The 16,905-nt window shown below is 72.3% G+C and carries 12 protein-coding genes; 9 read left to right on the plus strand and 3 right to left on the minus strand.

Annotated elements, in window-relative coordinates; all coding sequences use genetic code 11:
• Positions 1–109 precede the first annotated feature (109 nt).
• From ACQP2Y_RS22890 to ACQP2Y_RS22900, 3 genes are read left to right on the plus strand one after another with little or no spacing between them, the layout of a single operon-like run.
• Positions 110–1,261 (plus strand): patatin-like phospholipase family protein, encoded by a 1,152-nt coding sequence (locus tag ACQP2Y_RS22890; RefSeq protein WP_433731502.1) that lies wholly within the window; start codon positions 110–112, stop codon positions 1,259–1,261.
• Positions 1,262–1,279: 18 nt separating this feature from the next.
• On the plus strand, positions 1,280–2,920 hold the full coding sequence (locus ACQP2Y_RS22895; RefSeq protein WP_433731504.1) for a hypothetical protein: 1,641 nt from the start codon (positions 1,280–1,282) through the stop codon (positions 2,918–2,920).
• A complete protein-coding gene (locus ACQP2Y_RS22900) occupies positions 2,920–4,122 on the plus strand; it encodes a hypothetical protein (protein WP_433731506.1) in 1,203 nt (400 codons plus the stop codon). Before ACQP2Y_RS22895 ends, ACQP2Y_RS22900 begins: the two co-directional genes overlap by 1 nt.
• 19 nt (positions 4,123–4,141) lie before the next feature.
• Here the strand turns inward: ACQP2Y_RS22900 and ACQP2Y_RS22905 are convergent, their stop codons facing one another.
• A complete protein-coding gene (locus ACQP2Y_RS22905) occupies positions 4,142–4,828 on the minus strand; it encodes an SDR family NAD(P)-dependent oxidoreductase (protein WP_433731508.1) in 687 nt (228 codons plus the stop codon).
• Between the two features lie 145 nt (positions 4,829–4,973).
• On the opposite strand from ACQP2Y_RS22905, the gene ACQP2Y_RS22910 reads away from it, so the two are divergent.
• The gene (locus tag ACQP2Y_RS22910) at positions 4,974–5,837 is read left to right on the plus strand and encodes a helix-turn-helix domain-containing protein (RefSeq protein ID WP_433731510.1); all 864 of its coding nucleotides are present in this window, start codon (positions 4,974–4,976) and stop codon (positions 5,835–5,837) included.
• Here ACQP2Y_RS22910 and ACQP2Y_RS22915 read toward each other — a convergent pair.
• Positions 5,828–9,364 carry a hypothetical protein gene (locus tag ACQP2Y_RS22915; RefSeq protein ID WP_433731512.1) on the minus strand — a complete coding sequence of 1,179 codons (3,537 nt, stop codon included), beginning with the start codon at positions 9,362–9,364 and terminating at the stop codon, positions 5,828–5,830. The two genes, ACQP2Y_RS22910 and ACQP2Y_RS22915, sit on opposite strands and share 10 nt — an antisense overlap.
• Positions 9,365–9,453: 89 nt before the next feature.
• Between ACQP2Y_RS22915 and ACQP2Y_RS22920 the strand changes: the two genes are divergently transcribed.
• The 3 genes from ACQP2Y_RS22920 to ACQP2Y_RS22930 are packed head-to-tail and all read left to right on the plus strand — an operon-like array spanning position 9,454 to position 11,415.
• Positions 9,454–10,020: a putative immunity protein gene (locus tag ACQP2Y_RS22920; protein WP_433731514.1), complete on the plus strand. Its 567-nt coding sequence runs from the start codon at positions 9,454–9,456 to the stop codon at positions 10,018–10,020.
• Positions 10,017–10,520 (plus strand): putative immunity protein, encoded by a 504-nt coding sequence (locus tag ACQP2Y_RS22925; RefSeq protein ID WP_433731516.1) that lies wholly within the window; start codon positions 10,017–10,019, stop codon positions 10,518–10,520. Before ACQP2Y_RS22920 ends, ACQP2Y_RS22925 begins: the two co-directional genes overlap by 4 nt.
• A gap of 55 nt (positions 10,521–10,575) precedes the next feature.
• Positions 10,576–11,415, plus strand: coding sequence for an SAM-dependent methyltransferase (locus tag ACQP2Y_RS22930; protein ID WP_433731518.1), 840 nt, complete (start codon positions 10,576–10,578; stop codon positions 11,413–11,415).
• Positions 11,416–11,501: 86 nt separating this feature from the next.
• Here ACQP2Y_RS22930 and ACQP2Y_RS22935 read toward each other — a convergent pair whose 3' ends face one another.
• Positions 11,502–11,966, minus strand: coding sequence for a hypothetical protein (locus tag ACQP2Y_RS22935; protein ID WP_433731520.1), 465 nt, complete (start codon positions 11,964–11,966; stop codon positions 11,502–11,504).
• Positions 11,967–12,154: 188 nt separating this feature from the next.
• Between ACQP2Y_RS22935 and ACQP2Y_RS22940 the strand changes: the two genes are divergently transcribed.
• Both ACQP2Y_RS22940 and ACQP2Y_RS22945 read left to right on the plus strand, forming a co-directional pair.
• Positions 12,155–13,600 carry an alpha/beta fold hydrolase gene (locus tag ACQP2Y_RS22940; RefSeq protein WP_433731522.1) on the plus strand — a complete coding sequence of 482 codons (1,446 nt, stop codon included), beginning with the start codon at positions 12,155–12,157 and terminating at the stop codon, positions 13,598–13,600.
• A 59-nt stretch (positions 13,601–13,659) separates the two neighbouring features.
• Positions 13,660–16,896 (plus strand): DUF4132 domain-containing protein, encoded by a 3,237-nt coding sequence (locus tag ACQP2Y_RS22945; protein WP_433731524.1) that lies wholly within the window; start codon positions 13,660–13,662, stop codon positions 16,894–16,896.
• The last annotated feature ends 9 nt before the right edge of the window (positions 16,897–16,905 follow it).

The raw sequence follows: 16,905 nt of genomic DNA on the forward strand, positions 1-16,905 counted from the left end.
ACCGGTCACAGCGGGTCACCTATCCGACTGTCCGGCCCGGCGTCGCCGGCCGGCCCGAGACGTATTCTGACGCTGCAGCAGCGCACACCTGGCCCAGGCAGGTGCCACCATGCCCGACTCCACACCCACCGTGTCAGCGGCCTCGTTGCCGATCAGCGACCCTGCTGCCCGCCCCGAGCCCACCAGCGGCACCGCCCTGTGCCTGTCCGGTGGCGGCTACCGCGCGATGCTCTTCCACGCCGGGGCGCTGATCCGGCTCAACGAGACCGGCCTGCTGCGCACCCTCGACCGGGTGTCGAGCGTGTCCGGCGGGTCGATCACCGCGGCCGTGCTCGCCCTGGCCTGGCGTGACCTCGACTTCGGGCCCGGCGGCGTGGCCCGTGAGTTCACCGACCGGGTCGTCACCCCGTTGCGCGCGATGGCCGGCCGGTCGATCGACAAGAAGTCCGTGCTGACCGGCGTGCTGCTGCCCGGCCGGACCGTGGCCGAGACGGTCGCCAAGGCCTACGACCGATATCTGTTCCACGGCGCGACGCTGCGGTCGCTGCCCGAGGACGGTGCCGGACCGCGGTTCGTCATCAACGCGACCAACGTGCAGACCGGGAAACTGTTCCGCTTCTCCCGCCCGTACGCGGGGGACTGGACCGTCGGCCTGTGGCGGGATCCGACCATCCCGCTGGCCGACGCGGTCGCCGCCTCCAGCGCGTTCCCGCCGGTGCTGTCCCCGCACCGGATCACGCCGTCCGGACAGTTCGAAGCCGTGCCGGGCGGGGTCAATCAGGCGGCCGCGTTCCGTGAATCCGTCTGGCTCTCCGACGGCGGGGTGTACGACAACCTCGGACTCCAGACCGCCTGGTACCGCTGCCGGCGCCTGCTGGTCAGCGACGGCGGCGGAAAGTTCGACGCCGAACCGGCCCCGGGACGCGACTGGGCGCGGCACGGCATCCGCGTCCTGGAGATCGTCGACAGCCAGGTACGGGCCCTGCGCAAGATCCAGCTCATCTCCGCGTACCAGCGGGACCTCCGGGACGGGGCCTACTGGGGGCTCCGGACGAACCCGGCCGACTATCCCCTGGCCGACCCCGTGGCGATCGCCGAGGCGGACGTGCAACGGGCCCGGACGGTCCCCACCGGGCTGTCGCGCCTCGACGAGCCGACCCAGCGTGCCCTCATCAACTGGGGTTACGCGATCACCGACACCGCCCTGCGTAGCCGGGTCGACCCCACCCTCGCCAAGCCGAGCCGACTACCGATCTCCTGAGGCAGGTGCGTCATGCGGGTGAGCGTTCCCGTGATCGTCAAGGACCCCGTCGTCATCCGGTACAAGGACATCCAGCCGACCGAGCAGATCACCGTCGACGCCGACCTGTTCCTCGACGGCCCGATCTCACCGCGGGTCGCCGTGCTCGACTTCGAGCCCGCGAGCGGAGCCCTGGCGCCGGCCGCCCGGTTCGTCCCGCCCAAGGGACGGGCCAAGCGCGGCTCCTACGAGGTGCCGCGCCCGGTGAGCCTGGACGCCGAGGACGTCGACACCATCGCCACCGCGGTGTCGGTGTTCGGCGCGGTGCACAAGACGATCACCATGTTCGAGGAGCGGGACGCGCTCGGCCGCACCGTCGACTGGGCCTTCGACGGCCCGCAGCTGCTGGTCGTGCCCCGCGCCGGCGAGATGGCCAACGCCTACTACGAGCGTGACTCGCACAGCCTGCAGTTCTTCCAGTTCACCGTCGTGCACCGGCCCGGCACCTGGGTCCGTACCGCGAACTCGCAGGACATCGTCGCCCACGAGACCGCGCACGCCCTGCTCGACGGCATCGCCCCGGACCTGTACTCCGCGATCTCACCGCAGTCGCTGGCGATCCACGAGGCGGTCGCCGACCTCGCGTCGCTGCTCGTCTCGTTGCGCTGCAAGGAACTGACCGAACGCGTCCTCGCCGATTCCCAGGGGCGGATCGACGACACGAACGTCTTCAGCGGTCTGGCCGAGGAGTTCGCCATGGCGCTGGACCTCCAACACCACCACCTGCGCAACCTGAACAGCGGCGCCTCCATGAAGAGCGTTCCGGATCACGACCCGCACCTGCTCTCCACCGTGCTGTCGGGCGCTTTCTACCGGGTGCTGGTCCACACGTACGAGGAGCTCCGCAGGCATGCCGTGGCGCCGAAGGCGCTGTTCGAGGCGGCCGAACAGATCAAGCGGATGCTGATCCGCGGCCTGGACTACCTGCCGCCCGGCGACGTCAGTTTCGCCGACCTCGTGCGGGCTGTGCTCGCCGCGGACGAGGCCTCGCACCCGGACCACCCCCAGGTCCGCACGCGCTTCGTGAAGGAGTGCCTCACCCGGGGCATCGTGCCCACGCCGAAGGCTCTCGACGTCCGGACCGACTTCACCCACCGGGCCGTCCGGGAGGCCGACATCCCCGGGCTCATCGCCTCCGACTTCGCCGCCTACCGGTTCGCCCAGCGCAACCGCCGGTGGCTCGGGATCCCGCCGGACACCCCGTTCGAGGTGCGTCCCCGCCTCGACGTGACCAAGAAGTACTACCACCGCGACGGCGACAGCATGGTCCGCGAGGTGCTGTTCAAGGTCTCGTGGTCCGGCACCGAGGACAACGGTTCCGCGGGCGGCCTGCCCGGCCGGCGCCGGTACCGCGCCGGCACCACCCTGGCCATCGGCCTCGACCGCCCGGCCGGACCGTACGTGCGCGCACTGCTGACCTCCACCCGTTCGCAGCCCGACCGCGACGCCACCGACGCGATGCTCAAGGACCTGATCGAACGGGAGCAGCTGCACGTGTCCGCCGCGCCGGTCAGCCGCCCGTCGCCGCTGCACGGTGCGATCGAGGCGGACGTCTCCTCCGGCGTCCTGCGCGTGCACGGGATGGCCCGGATGCTGCACATCACGGCCGGAGAACGCTGATGTCCGAGGACCTGGTCGTCCGCATGTACAACGTCCGCTTCGGTGACGCCATCCTGGTGACCGTCCCGGACCGGAACCCGGCCACCGGGCGTACCGTCACCCGGCGGATCCTGATCGACGTCGGCAACGCCCCCAAGGTCGCGGGCACCGGCCGCGGCGGCGAGGACGATGTCTTCGAGGCCGTCGTCGGCGACATCCTGGACCAGCTCGACGGTCACCCGCTCGACCTGTACGTGATGACCCACGAGCACCTCGATCACGTCCAGGGCCTGTTCTACGCCGCCGAACGGCTGCCGGCCCTGAAACTCGCGGAGCGGCTCAAGATCCGGCACCTGTGGCTGACCGCCTCGGCCGCGCCCGACTACTACGACAACGGCAAGCACCCGAAAGCCAAGGAGCAGCGCCTGGCCTTCGACGCCATGTACCGCCGGGTGGCAGCGATGATGACCTCCCGTACGGCCGCGGCGGCAGCGCCGGGAGTGCTCGACATGCTCGCCAACAACGACCCGACCAAGACCAAGCAATGCGTGGCGTACCTGCAGACTCTCAACCTGGCCCGGACCCACTACGTGCACCGCGAGGCGAAGTTGCGGGGCCTGCATCCGTTCCGCGAGGCCGAGCTGTCGGTCTGGGCGCCGGAGGAGGACACCTCCGACTACTACGGACGGATGCTGCCGCTCGACTCCGGTGCCGTACCGGAGCGGCCGCAGGAACGCCGCGCCCGGCCGGCGCCGGATCCGCTGCCGCCCGCGGGTGTCGACGCGGGTGCCTTCCTCGGACTCGTCGCGGCCCGCCGGGCCGGCGCCGTCGACAACCTCTTCGCGATCGACAAGGCGGCCAACAACACCAGCATCGTCTTCGCGCTGGAATGGCGCGGCTGGCGGCTGCTCTTCTCCGGCGACGCGGAGATCCGGAGCTGGCGGACGATGGCCGGGCAGAACGTGCTCAAGCCCGTCCACTTCCTCAAGGTCTCGCATCACGGCAGCCACAACGGCACGCCCACCGACGAGGTCTTCGAGGCGATCATGCCGGCGGTGCCACCCGACGACCGCCCGCGCCGGGCGGCGATCTCGACCTGGGACCACACGTACGCCGGCATCCCGCACGAGCTGACCAACAGCCGCCTCGCCGAACGGGCGACCCTGCTGTCCACCCTCGACCAGCGCGACAAGCTGTTCTACGACGTGATTTTCGCGGGCTGAGCCGCGGGCCCCGGCCCGGTCACCAGGGCAGCACCCCGTTCTCGTCCTGGTAGGTGCCGGTCGGGCCGTCCGCGCCCAGCGTGGCGAAGCGCACCACGAAGGCGGCGCTCTCCGCCACCGGACGGCCGATGCCGAAGTCCGCGGTCATGTCGGTCGCGGTGGTCCCGGGCTCGATCGCGTTGAACTTGATGCCCGGCTGCGCCTTCGCGTACTGGACGGTGAGCATGGTGGCTGCCGTCTTGGACGCGGAGTAGAGCGCGAGCGGCAGGTGGTACTCGGGCCGCTCGGGGTTGTTCACCGCCCAGAACGAACCGGCGCTGCTCGACACGGTGACCACCGTGGGATTCGACGACTTGCGCAGCAGCGGCAGGGCTGCCTCGGTGACCCGGACGATTCCCACGGCATTGGTGTCGAACGCCCGCAGCGCCGCCGGTCCGTCCAGATCGCCGTTGGCGAGAATGCCCGCGTTGTGCACGAGAACGTCGAGCCGGCCCTCGGCCGCGCCGATCGTCGCCAGCGCGTTCTGCACCGAGGTGTCGTCGGTCACGTCGAGTTGCACGAATCGCGCGCCGAGTGTCGCCGCGGCCTTCTCACCCCGCTCGGCGTCACGCGCGCCGACATAAACGACGTGACCCAGGTCCAGCAGCTGCCTGGCCGTCTCGAAACCGATGCCCTTGTTGGCCCCGGTGATCAGTGTGATGGTCATTCGTCGGTTTCTCCTGTCGCGATGGCTGCCCGATCGGGGCTGTCAGCGACGGTATGCACGGCTGCCCGGGCGAGCCAGAGCCCTCTCGTGCCAGGGGAATGACAGGACCCCCTCTGCCGGCCGGGCCGAGTTCTAAGCTGGCCCGGTGAGCGAGACGACAAATCCCCTGGGTGCTTACCTGCGGGCCCGGCGCGAGCTGGTGACACCCGAGCAGGCGGGGATCCCCGAGGTGGGCGTACGGCGGGTGCCGGGGCTGCGGCGCGAGGAGGTCGCGATGCTGGCCGGCATCAGCGCCGACTACTACCTGCGGCTGGAGCGGGGACGCAATCGCCACCCCTCGATGCAGGTGCTCGAATCGATCGCCCGTGTCCTGCACCTCGACGAGGACCATTTCGCTCACCTGCTGACGCTGGTCGCCGAGGTCTCCCGGCAGCGCCGGCGCCGGCCGCGCAAGGAGACCCCGCCGCCCGGCGTGCTCAAGCTCGTCGACTCCCTCATCCAGCCCGCTTTCATCGAGGACCGGTATTTCGACATCCTGGCCTCGAACAGCCTCGCCCGGGCGCTTTCTCCCGGCCTGGCGGTGGGCGGCAATCAGCTCAGAGATCTGTTCCTGAATCCGGCCGAGCAGGCCCTGCACCCGGAATGGGAATCCGTCACGGAATGCTTCGTCGCCAACCTGCGGCAGGCCGTGGGAAACGACGTCGGCGATCCCCGTTTCATCGAGCTCACCGGGGAGCTGTCCCTGGCCAGCCCGCGATTCCGCCAGCTCTGGGCCCGGCACGAGGTACGCGGGCAGCGCGGCACCCCGATCCGGATGAACCACCCCCAGCTCGGCGAGCTGACCCTCAACCGGGAACGGCTGGGCATCGGCGGCACCGACGCGCTGATGCTCGTCGTCTACCACCCGGACGCCGGTTCCAGCGACGCCGACAAGCTGGCCCTGCTGGCGTCCGCGGACCTGCCCACCTCGAACGCCCAGCGGGCCGGACGGGCCAGAAGTCAGTTCTGACGGCCGACGACATAGGCCACCACCTGCGGGTCCACCCCGTCCCGGGTGGCGAGGTCACGGAACAGGGCCGAGGCGACCCCGTACTTGCGCTCCACCGCCTGAGCCAGGCCGAGCTGGGCGCCGGCCGGGAAGTCGCCGACCACTCCGGCCAGGGACTCGAGAGCTCCGGGCACTCGCAGGTCGAGGATGGCGCAGAGGGTGCGGACCGGCTCCTCGCTGCGGCGTACCTGATCGAGCGGCAGATCCCGCAGCAGCAGCCGGATCCGGTCGACGGCCCCGTCGTCGAGTCCCGCCCGTAGCGCGTCGGCCAGCAAGGCCAGGGCTCCGCGTACCAGTGCGGCCAGCAGATCCTGCTGATCCCGGCGGGGCAGCTCGCGGGCTCGCGCCGCCATCAGGTCAACGGTCTCCGGCAGCGACGCGGCGTCGGCCGGGCCGTCGGTGGCGGGGTCGAGCCGCAGCATGGACACGATCTGGCCGCACACCGGGGACGAGTTCGTCGCGGCCAGCGCTTTCCGCAGTGCCGCGCGGACCTCCGGGCCCAGCGGCTCCCCGCGTTCCCGGCCCGCGGCGAGCACCTCCACGGCGCTTTCGACCACGCCGTCGGTGGGGGCGGTGAGCAGGTGAGCGAGGTAGGCGTTGTCGTACCAGTCCCAGGCGGTTGCCGCGGCGGCCATCCGCCGGGCTGCGGCCCGGGCGTGGGCGGCGTCCGGACCGAGCATGAACCGGGTGGCTTCCTCGCGGGCCTGCTCGTCGACCGGGGCGAGCAGGCCCGCCAGCCGGGCTTGCAGCTCCAGCGAGCCGCCGGGGACGAGGGCGGCGCGCAATGCCGGGGCCAGCGCGGGTATCTCACGCGGCGGGGCGTTCAGCACCGCGGCCAGGACCCGGTCCCGCCGTTTTCCGGGCGGCACCTGCCCGACCCGGCCCAGGACGGAGGCCAGCAGCGGGATCTCCTTCCGGGCGAAGTTCGCCGCTCCCTGCAGCACCTGCTCGACAGCCGGCGCGTCCGCCGCCGCCGGCTCCGTGCTGTCCCCGGGCTCCGGGCCGTCCTCGGGCTCGTCGGGGTCGAGGGCGGCAAGTAGCCAGTGGACAAGGCGGCGGGCCTGGGGCTCGCGCAGGTCGCCCAGCCGTTTGGCGAGGGACCGGGCGGCCTCCACGACAGCGCGCGTCCGCGGAGCCGGCAGCGCCGCGAGGGCGTCCGCGACGTCGACCGGCCGCTGCTCCGCCAGGGTGCCGCAGACGTAGACGGCCCGCTGCCGGGTTTGCTGGTCGTCGTCCCACAGCAGCGGCAGCAGGTCACCGATGCGCGGCGCGCCGTCCGGCTCCACGGTGCCGGTCAGCGTCACGACCGCGGCGCACTGGATGTCGTCCCAGCCCCGGTGGTAGCTCCGGACCATCATCTCGCGCCATCCCGGCCAGCCCAGGACCGCCCGTGCGGCCGGGTCGCCGAGCACCTGGACGACCGCGTCGACCAGCTGGTCCCGCGCGGGTGAGACCTTGGGCGCCGGCATCGTGCGGTACAGGGCCGCGCCGAGCAGCTGTGCCAGCTCCACCGGCCCGGCGCCCTGGTGAAGACGGACGATCTCGATGCGGCCCAGGTGGCCGACGCCACGGTACGCGGCCCGCAGCACCTCCAGCCCGGCCGTGTCCAGGTCGCCTGGTCGCAACCGCACGAGCAGGTGCCGGCCGAGGTTCTCGCGCTGCGCGGCGTCCAGCCCACTGCCCACCTGAGCCACGACGTCCAGCAGACGGCTGAGCACCCGGGTCCGCTCGGTGGACGGTATCCGGGCCAGCAGGGCGCCGGCCGTGTTCGAGGCGAGGTTGAGCACGCTCGTCGCGCACCCGGCCATGAGGTCGGCCGCCACCTCCACGCAGGTCAGAGCCAGGCGTTCGTCGATGGTCGCGAGCCCCGCCAGGAACAGCTCCTGGTGGGTGGCCGGCAGATCCTTCGCGGTGGCGGCCAGCCGGCGTACGGCATCACTGTCCCCGCGGGCCAGGCACGCCGTCACGGCCGCGTGCCAGCCGCGCAGCACCTGCGGGTCGAGCCGGTCCAGCAGCTCCGAGAAGCTGGCGCTGTCGCCGTCGCGGCCGGTGGCGTAAAGCAACTGGGTCATGACGGGCCACAGGTGACTGTCGGCGCCGGCGCGGTCCAGCGTGGCCAGGAACGCTTCCCGGGCGGCGAGGTCGCGCAGCAGGTAGCGGGCCATGACGAACTCGGCGCAGGTCTGGTGGAAGAAGCGCAGCCGGTCGTCGCCGGACCCGCCGACGATCACGCCGGAGCTGCGCAGGCCGTCGAGGGCGGCCCGGTGGCGGTCGTCGCCGACCACGTCGGCATCCTCGAACTCCTCCACGAAGGTCGTGGTCGCGGCGGCGATGAGGTACCGGGCCGCGTTCAGGCACACCTCGACCCGCGCGGGCGCGGCGCCCGGATCCGCGGCCGGCCGGGCCCGATCCACCTTGATCTTGCGTTCCCAGTAGGCCCGGTAGAGCCGCGAGACGGTCAGGTCCTCGGGCGGCTCACCCGCCGGGGCGAACAACTCGCACACCAGCGACAGCAGCAGCGGGTTGCTGCAGATCTCCAGGACCGCGCTGCGCCGCGCGCCCAGGTACAGCAGCCGGTCCACGAACGCTTCCGGATCGTCGGCGGCGGGACCGTGCCGGAGGAACTCGCGGGCGAACGAGCGGACCTCCGCGCGGTTCAGGGGGTCCAGGCGTACGGATCGGAGGAGTCCCGCCAGCAGCGGCGCCCGCCCGTCCACACCCTGCAGGAAGGTCTCGAACTCGAACTGACGGCAGGTGCATACGACGGCGACCCCGGCGTCCACGACCCGCCGGAGGAACTGGGACAGGATCGGCACGGTCGACGAATCCAGGATCAGATCCACCGTGTCGATCAGCAGCACCACCCGCCCGTACGCGTCGCGCAGGCCGGCCAGGGCGGCGAGCAGCGAGTCACCGCAGCCGGTGGCCTGTCCGGCGGCCCGGTCGAGCTCCGGGACATCGGCCGGGCGGCCGCCGACGAGGGCCGCGCAACTGAGCAGGACGACCCCGAGGTCCTCGCGCTCGGCGGCACTGTCGTACAGCTGCCCGAGCAGCACGCTCTTGCCCATGCCGGCGTCGGCGACCACGGCGACGACCGCGGGCCGGTCGATCACCTCGGCCATCCGCGGCAGGAACACGCCGTCGACGATCGACCGGCGCTGCGGCGGCACGATCCCCGCCCCGTCGAGCGCCGCCCTGGTCGGCGCGTAGTGCCGTGGCGCGGGTGGGTCCGGCGCGAGATCGTCGAGCCGGATCAGCTCGACCAGGTCGGCCCGGCCCGCCTCGGGCAGCGCATCGCGCAGGTCGGGCAGCCGGCGCCGGGATTCGGCCCACTCCCACAGCTCGCGGGGCTCGTCGCGGTCCTTGAAGCTTCGGCGTTCGTGCGCGGGGACGCCGATCAGATCGGCGACGTCCCGCCAGCTGTCGCCGAGCCGCCGGCAGAACTCCACCTTCGCCCCGGGGTCGGCGCGGTCGCCGGCGGTCGCCATCGGTCCAGATTGGCACATCCGCCGGACCCACCGGCCGACGCCTCCCGCGCGCTGACCAAGTCTCAATCGGCGGTTCAACGATACGATTCATGGACATGGCACTGAGCACCGACACTGTGTCCGGGGACTTCGACCTGGCGATGGACGAGCTGCGCGTCGTGGCGCGTTACGTGGTCCAGCACGCCGAGGACGTCCTGCCGGTCTTCGAGAACGCTGTCCCCGGCGATCCGCGCCCGCGGGGGGCCATCGAGGCCAGCTGGGCGTTCATCAACGGCGCCCGCCGGACGAAATGGCAGCGCGTCGCTTCCCTTGACGCCCATCGAGCCGCCCGTACCGCGCCCTCCGAAGAGGCGCGGCTGGCCGCACGATGCGCGGGTGACGCCGCGTCGGCCGCGTATCTGCACCCCATCGCCCAAGCCGGCCAGGTCGGCCACATCCTGCGCGCGGCCGCCAGTGCCGCGCGCATCGGGGAGCTGGCGGCCGGCGACGACCCCGCGGCCGGGAATGCGCTGCTGGAACGGTCTCTGCACCGGGCGACACCGGCGCTGATCGACGTTCTGCGCCGCTACCCACCCGCGACCGCCGGCCGTAGCCGGGTCGCGCAGCTGATGAGCGCCCTGGACCGGGCCCTGCGCCAGGGCGGACAGACCTCATGATTCTGCCGAAGATCCGTGACCCCCGGTTCATGACGATCCGCCGGGGCGGAACCCTCACCGACGCCGACCACCGGCTCCTCGCGCTGTGGGCCGCCTCGTGCGCGGAGCACGTCCTGCCGTTCTTCGAGGCGGCCCGGCCCGCAGACCCGCGACCGCGCCAGGCGATCGAGCACGCCCGGGCCTGGGTCCGCGGCGAGGTCAAGATGATGCAGGCCCGCGCGGCGGGCGGGCACGCGATGGGAGCCGCCCGAGACCTGGCGGGTGCGGCCCGACACGCCGCGTACGCCGCCGGTCAGGCCGCGGTCGTCGCCCACGTCGCCGCGCACGAGCTCGGCGCGGCCGCGTACGCGATCAAGGCCGCGCGGGCGGCCGAGGGGGAAGCCGCCGGGCGACTGGAGTGCCGGTGGCAACGCGACCAGCTCCCGGACGCGATCCGCGACCTGGTCCTCGACGACCAGCGCCTGCGCAACGACATCTGCTGGTCGGTCTTCGACTGCTGACTCGCAGGGGCCTGAGTACACTCTGTCCGTCATCGCGTCCCGATCTGGAGTGCCCGTGGATATCGCGTCGGAAAGCACCGGCCACACCTCCACCACCGATCGCAAGATCCCGATCGGGGTGGACACCACGGTGCCGAGTGTGGCTCGTGTCTACGACGCGCTGCTGGGCGGCAAGGACAATTTCGCGGTCGACCGGGCGGTCCGCGACAAGCTCATGCAACTCACACCTGGCGGGGCGGATGTGCCGCTCTACAACCGGGCCGTGCTGGGCCGCGCCGTGCGGTACATGGTCAGCCAGGGCATCGACCAGTTCATCGACCTGGGTGCAGGCCTGCCGACGGTGCAGAACACCCACGAGGTGGCGCAACGACTGAACCCGCGGGCCGGCGTCGTCTACGTCGACAACGATCCGATGGTCCTGACCCACGGCCGCGCCTTGCTGGACGCGAACCCGAACACCACGGTGATCACCGCTGACTTCTGCGAGCCGGACGAGGTGCTGAGCCACCTCGACCTGCGCGCCCTGATCGAGCTCGAGCGACCGGTCGGACTGTTGATGGTCGCCGTGCTGCACCACCTCGACGACACCCAGCGCCCCGCTGAGCTCGTCGCCCGCTATCGCGATGCCGTCGCCCCGGGCAGTCACCTGTTCATCACCCACTTCATCGACGGCGGGGAAGAGACCGCGGAGATCGAGCGGGTCATGCTCAGCGACCTGGGCAGTGGTCGATTCCGGACCTTCGACGAGATCCGTGGCTTCTTCGCCGGCACGCAACTGCTGGACCCGGGTGTCGTCTACAACCCACTCTGGCGCCCGGACCCCACCGACGTCGTGCCCGACCCGATGACCTTCGCGGGGAAGATCATCGGAGCCGGGATGGGACGCAAACTCTGACCGTCCCGCTCGCGCGTCGCGCCGGCCGTCCGTGACATCCGGACCGGCAGATCCGTGATCGGCTGCGTTGCCGGGTCGGCACAGCCTCAGTCGCCCCGGCCGGAACCGATGATCACGAAGGTGCGGTTCGGCGCCGGGCGCATCATGGTGAGCCGGACCTCGCGCGGCCACCAGCTGGTCGGCTCCCGCCAGGCGCACTCCACGATCCGGGCCTGCGGGTTGTCGACACAGTCGCCGAGCTGCTCCCAGTGATCGAGCTGGGTGGCGACGATCTGCCGCGACTGCAGCCAGGTCGACCCCGGCGGCATCGCGTAGGTGCGCACGGTCGCCGCCCCACGGTCGTTGCGCAGGCCGCGGGCGATGATGCCGGCGCGGTCGAGGACGACCCGCTCGTACTCCGTGGACTCGACCACCGCCCCGGCGGGCGGGGAGATGGCGTGCGGGACGCCGGCGGCTTTCCACCGTACGAGAGCAAGCGCGCCCAGGGTGAGCACGACGACCAGCAGGACTCCCGCGATGGCGGCGCCCAGGCGCCGTCGACCGATCCGCACAGCCGGAGCCTAGGCGACCGGCGCCACGTCGCCGGCCACGGATGTACCAGAAAACCGAACCCCCGGTCGGCCGGTGACCCGGCTGGGCGGCGGGTGTCCCGGCTGCGAGCGTCAACGGCATGAACGCTTCCGTAGCACCCTCACCACCGGCCAGGAGATCAAATCGGCCGTGGTTCACACGTGGCCGCTTGCTGAGCGCGCTGCTGGTCGTCGGCCTGACCGCGGGACCTCTGCCCGGGGCCGCGGCCACGGCCGGGGCGCCGGCGTTCCGGATCGGCTGGGCGCCGTGCGCGACCGCGCCGGCCGTGCAGTGCGGCACGCTGATGGTTCCGGTCGACTGGGCGGCACCGCGCGGCCCCCGGGTGCCGGTCTCGGTCGCCCGGCGCCCCGCGGACCAGCCGGCGACCAGGATCGGCACGTTGTTCTACAACCCCGGCGGGCCGGGTGACGGCGGCGCTGAGTACGTCATGGCGGCCGAGCGGTTCTTCTCGGCGACGGTACGCGCGCGGTTCGACCTCGTCGCCCTGGATCCGCGCGGCATGGGCGCCAGCGTCCACGTGCAGTGCGGGCTCAATCCCATCGTGGCCGAAACGACGCTGTTTCCCCGCACCGAGCAGCAGTTCGAACAGCTCCGCCGGCACAACCGGGCCGTCGGTCTCAGCTGCCTGGAGCACACCGGCGCGCTGCTGAAGCACATGGACACCGTGACCGTGGCGCGGGACCACGAGGCGCTGCGGCTCGCCCTCGGCGTCGACCAGGTGAACTGGCTGGGCATCTCGTACGGGACGCAGGTCGCCGCCAACTACGCCGAGCTGTTCCCGCGGCAGACCCGGGCCATGGTGCTCGACGCGGCGCTCGAGCACAGCAAACCGGAGGGCGTGCAGGTCGCCGACGAGATCGTCTCCCAGGAGAACTCGTTCAACCGGTTCACCCGCTGGTGCGACACCGCGACGTCCTGCGTGCTGCGCGGACAGGACGTCGGAGCGGTCTTCGACCGGCTGGTGGCCGGCGCGGACCGGCATCCCCTGGCCGTCCCGGGGGCGCTGCGCCCGGTCACCGGCGAGGACATCCGGATGGGAACCATCGGCAGGCTCACGTTCAAGGAACCGTCGATCTACGGTCCGGACGTGTCCTGGGCCGGCCTGTCCCGGGCCCTCGCGGCCGCGGTGGCCGGCGACGCCGCCGGATTCGCGGTCGCGCCCACCGCCGACGTGCCGCAGGAGTCCCTCTTCAACATCCTCGGCAACGCCTGCGGTGACTACGTGCCGCAGATCGACAGCTGGGCCGAGATGCAGCAACGCATCCAGCTGGGCCGGCAGCTCGCGCCGCACCTGCAGGGGGCGTCGGAGACATGGCGGGCCAACTTCTGCATCGGCTGGCCGGTGCGGGCCGCCAACCCGCCGCGCACCCTCGATGTCCGCGGCGTGCCGGCTCTGATGGTGCATGCGGTGCACGACTCGTCGGATCCGTACGTCTGGGCGCACAGCCTGGCCGCCCAGATCGAGGGCATCGACCTGCTCACCCGCACCGGCGACGGGCACACGTCCGTCTACACCTCGCCCTGCGCCAGGACCGCGATCGACGAGTACCTCGTCCGCCCGGCGGCACCGGCTGTGCGGGTCTGCGCCGGCTGATCGGCTTCTTGTCGTACCCCGCCGCTAGCCTTCGGACAGTTCTCATGGGGGAGGCGTTCGTGCGGCGACACCGGTTCGTGCGGCGGGGCAGTGTGGATGCCCCGCCGTTCGTGTGCGACGTGAAGGGCGGCGAGGCGGCCGAGCAGCGGATGGCCGCTGAACGCGACGTGGTGCTGGCGATCCTCGACGAGCCGGGGACGCCTCGGCCGCTCGCCGCGGCGGCCCGGGCCTGGCTCGACAGCGAACCGGACGTGACGCCGCTGGGCGCGGCGGGGGCCCTCACGGCACTGAGCATCCGCATTCAGTATCCGGAGGACAGCGGGGACGTCCTCACGCCGCTCGCCGATCTCTGGATCGCCCGCCACGGCCTGCTGTTCGCCGCGCGGGCGGCGGTCGAGCAGGCCTTGCTGGGCGTCCACGAACGTGAGCGCGTCAACCCGGCGACCTACGGTGACCTCTATCTCGCCCCGGTCGCGTTCGGCGAGGCTGCCCATCGCGGGCCGCAACGGCAGATCCTGCTCCGGGTCCGGGCCGCGATCGCCGTGGCGACCGAAGACGAATACGCGGAGATCGTCGAGGCGCTGCGGCCGTACCGCGACCGGAGCTGGAGTGCGGCTGTCGCCACCTCCGTCCTGCTGCCGGGCGAGCGCGACTGGGTCGAGCAGGATGTGCGGACGGTCCTCGCCAACGGCTCCCCGAAGCCTGAGCTGGCCGCGCTCCTGCTGCTCGCAGCGGGCACGGCGGAGCAAGCGCGGGCCCTCGCGCCGCACCTCGACAACTGGTGGTCGCTGCCGATGTCCGGGGTGCTGGCCACTCTCGCCGACGGGCTCGGCCCCGGCGCGGCCGGCGCTGTGCTGGTCTGGTTCGACATTCCTAACATGACCGCCGAATCCCAGCAGCGGATGCTCTCGGTCCTGACCGACATGGACGACGACACGGTCTTTTCGGAGCTGCTCGCCCGGCTCGACCGCAAGTACGTCCCCGCGGCGGTGCTCGAGGCGGCCGCGCGCTTCCCGGCCCGGGCGATGCGGCTGTTCGCCGAGGCCGGTTCGCCGATGCTGCGCGCCCACGTGCTCGGGCACCTCAACCTCGTGGACGAGGTCCTGCCCTCGCTCGGCCCCGCTGCCGCGGAACGGGTGCGTGGTGTGGCCGCTGCCGCTGCCGCCGTCTCGTACGCGCCGCTCGCAGCCGTCCCGCCGGTGCTGGCCGGCCCACCGTGGCTGAATCGCGCCAAGCCCCCGAAACCGGTCGTGATCGCGGGCCTGAGCTGCGACAGCCCCGCGACCCTCGAGTGGCGCGACGGCGAACGCGACCGGTGGCTGGACACTCCGGGCGACTGGGGACAGCCCTGGATCACCTGGGAGGAGGCCGCCCGGTGCGTGGCGTCGGGCTCGAACGTCTGGTTCGCGCCGATGCTGTTCACCGGCGGCCCCGAGGAGCTGGTCCGGCCCCTGCTGCCGACATGGCAGCCGGAACGGGCAGCAGTCTTCGGCGAGTGGGTGAAGGTGGCCGCCGCGCGGTTCGGGCTCGACGCGCTGCCGCTCGTGCAAGGCGCGGCCGAACGCTCGCCCGCGCTGACCGACGCGCTGCTGCCGTACGCGTCACCGGCGATCGCCGTGTTCATGGCCGACCGCTACACGCGGGTGAAGAGTGCCCGGCCGGCGGCGCTCACCTGGCTGCTGCGGCACGCGGAGGCTGCCGCCCGGGCACTGGTCCCGGCCGCGCTCGGCAAGGCGGGCACGGCCCGGCGGCAGGCGGAGGCCGCGCTGCTGGCCCTGCCCGCTGCCACGGTCCGCTCGGCGGCATCCGCGTACGGCCCGGCAGCGGCCTCGGCGATCTCCTCGTTGCTGGCCCGCGACCCGCTGACGCTGCTGCCCGCCCGGCTGCCGGCGAACCCGGCGTGGGCCGTGCCCGCGATGCTGCCGCCGGTGCGGCTACGCGACAGCTCGGGAGCATTGCCGCTCGCCGCGATCGACGCGCTGATCACCATGCTGGCGGTCTCCAAGATGGACGAGCCGTATGCGGGGATCGGACTCGTCGTCGCCGCCTGCGAGCCGGACGACCTGGCCGAGTTCGCGTGGGGACTGCTCGAGGCCTGGGAGCTCGCCGGGGCGGACGCCAAGCAGAGCTGGGTGCTCGACGCCCTCGCGCTGCTCGGCGACGACACCACCGTGCGGCGGCTCACCCCGCTGATCCTCGCGTGGCCGGGCGACGGCGGGCACACCAAGGCGGTCGCCGGGGTCCGGGCGCTGGCCGCGATCGGCAGCGATGTCGCGCTGATGCGGCTGTACGGCATCTCGCAACGGGCCAAGTTCAAGGGCCTCAAGACCGCGGCCGAGGAGAAGATCACCGAGGTGGCCGACTCGCTCGGGCTCACCGCCGAGCAACTGGCCGACCGGCTCGTGCCCGACTTCGGCCTCGCCGCCGACGGGAGCATGACGCTCGACTACGGATCCCGGCAGTTCCGGGTCGGCTTCGACGAGCAGCTCCGGACCTACGTCTCGGATGCCACCGGAAAACGGCTCAAAGCGCTGCCGAAGCCTTCGGAGCCGCTCGCCGAGGACGCCTACCAGCAGTTCACCGCGCTGAAGAAGGACGTGCGGACGGTCGCCGCCGATCAGGTGCGGCGGCTGGAGCAGGCCATGGTCACCGGCCGGCGGTGGACGCCGGAGGAGTTCGCCCGGTACTTCGCCGGTCATCCGCTGCTCTGGCACATCGTGCGGCGACTCGTCTGGACGGTGTCGGACGGCGCCTCGTTCCGGGTGGCGGAGGACCGCAGCTACGCCGATGCCGCCGACGAGCCGTACGCCCTGCCCGAGGACGTCACGGTCGGTGTCGCGCACCCGCTCGACCTCGGGGGCGCGCTGCCCGCGTGGGGTGAGATCTTCACCGACTACGAGATCGTCCAGCCGTTCCCGCAGCTCAGCCGGGAGACCTACCCGGCCACCGAGGAGAGCTTGAAACGGTTCCTCGGGGCCGAGGTGCCCGCCACGCGCGTGCTCGGCCTGGAACGGCGAGGCTGGCGGCGGGAGGCGCCGCAGGACGCCGGGGTGCAGAGCCGGATCGAGCGGGTCGCCGGCGACCTCACCGTGGTCGTCGAGCTCGACCCGGGCATCGCCGTCGGTGATCCCGACGGGCTCGGTGACCAGACCCTGGAGGACATCCACGTCCACGGCAGGTCGAGGCTCGACGACCGGCCCGGCCGGCAACCGTTCACCGCGCTCGGCGCGATCGCCGCGTCGGAGGTGATCAGGGACCTGACGATCATCGCCGAGCCCGCCGGTTCCGGCCCCTAGCAGGGCCCG

The organism is Actinoplanes sp. CA-051413 (genome assembly GCF_050955795.1).
GTDB lineage: Bacteria > Actinomycetota > Actinomycetes > Mycobacteriales > Micromonosporaceae > Actinoplanes.

Coding starts and splice junctions, on each gene's coding strand:
- ACQP2Y_RS22925 (WP_433731516.1), top strand. CDS start 10,017: ATGATTCTGCCGAAGATCCGTGACCCCCGGTTCATGACGATCCGCCGG.
- ACQP2Y_RS22915 (WP_433731512.1), bottom strand. CDS start 9,364: ATGGCGACCGCCGGCGACCGCGCCGACCCCGGGGCGAAGGTGGAGTTC.
- ACQP2Y_RS22890 (WP_433731502.1), top strand. CDS start 110: ATGCCCGACTCCACACCCACCGTGTCAGCGGCCTCGTTGCCGATCAGC.
- ACQP2Y_RS22905 (WP_433731508.1), bottom strand. CDS start 4,828: ATGACCATCACACTGATCACCGGGGCCAACAAGGGCATCGGTTTCGAG.
- ACQP2Y_RS22900 (WP_433731506.1), top strand. CDS start 2,920: ATGTCCGAGGACCTGGTCGTCCGCATGTACAACGTCCGCTTCGGTGAC.
- ACQP2Y_RS22920 (WP_433731514.1), top strand. CDS start 9,454: ATGGACATGGCACTGAGCACCGACACTGTGTCCGGGGACTTCGACCTG.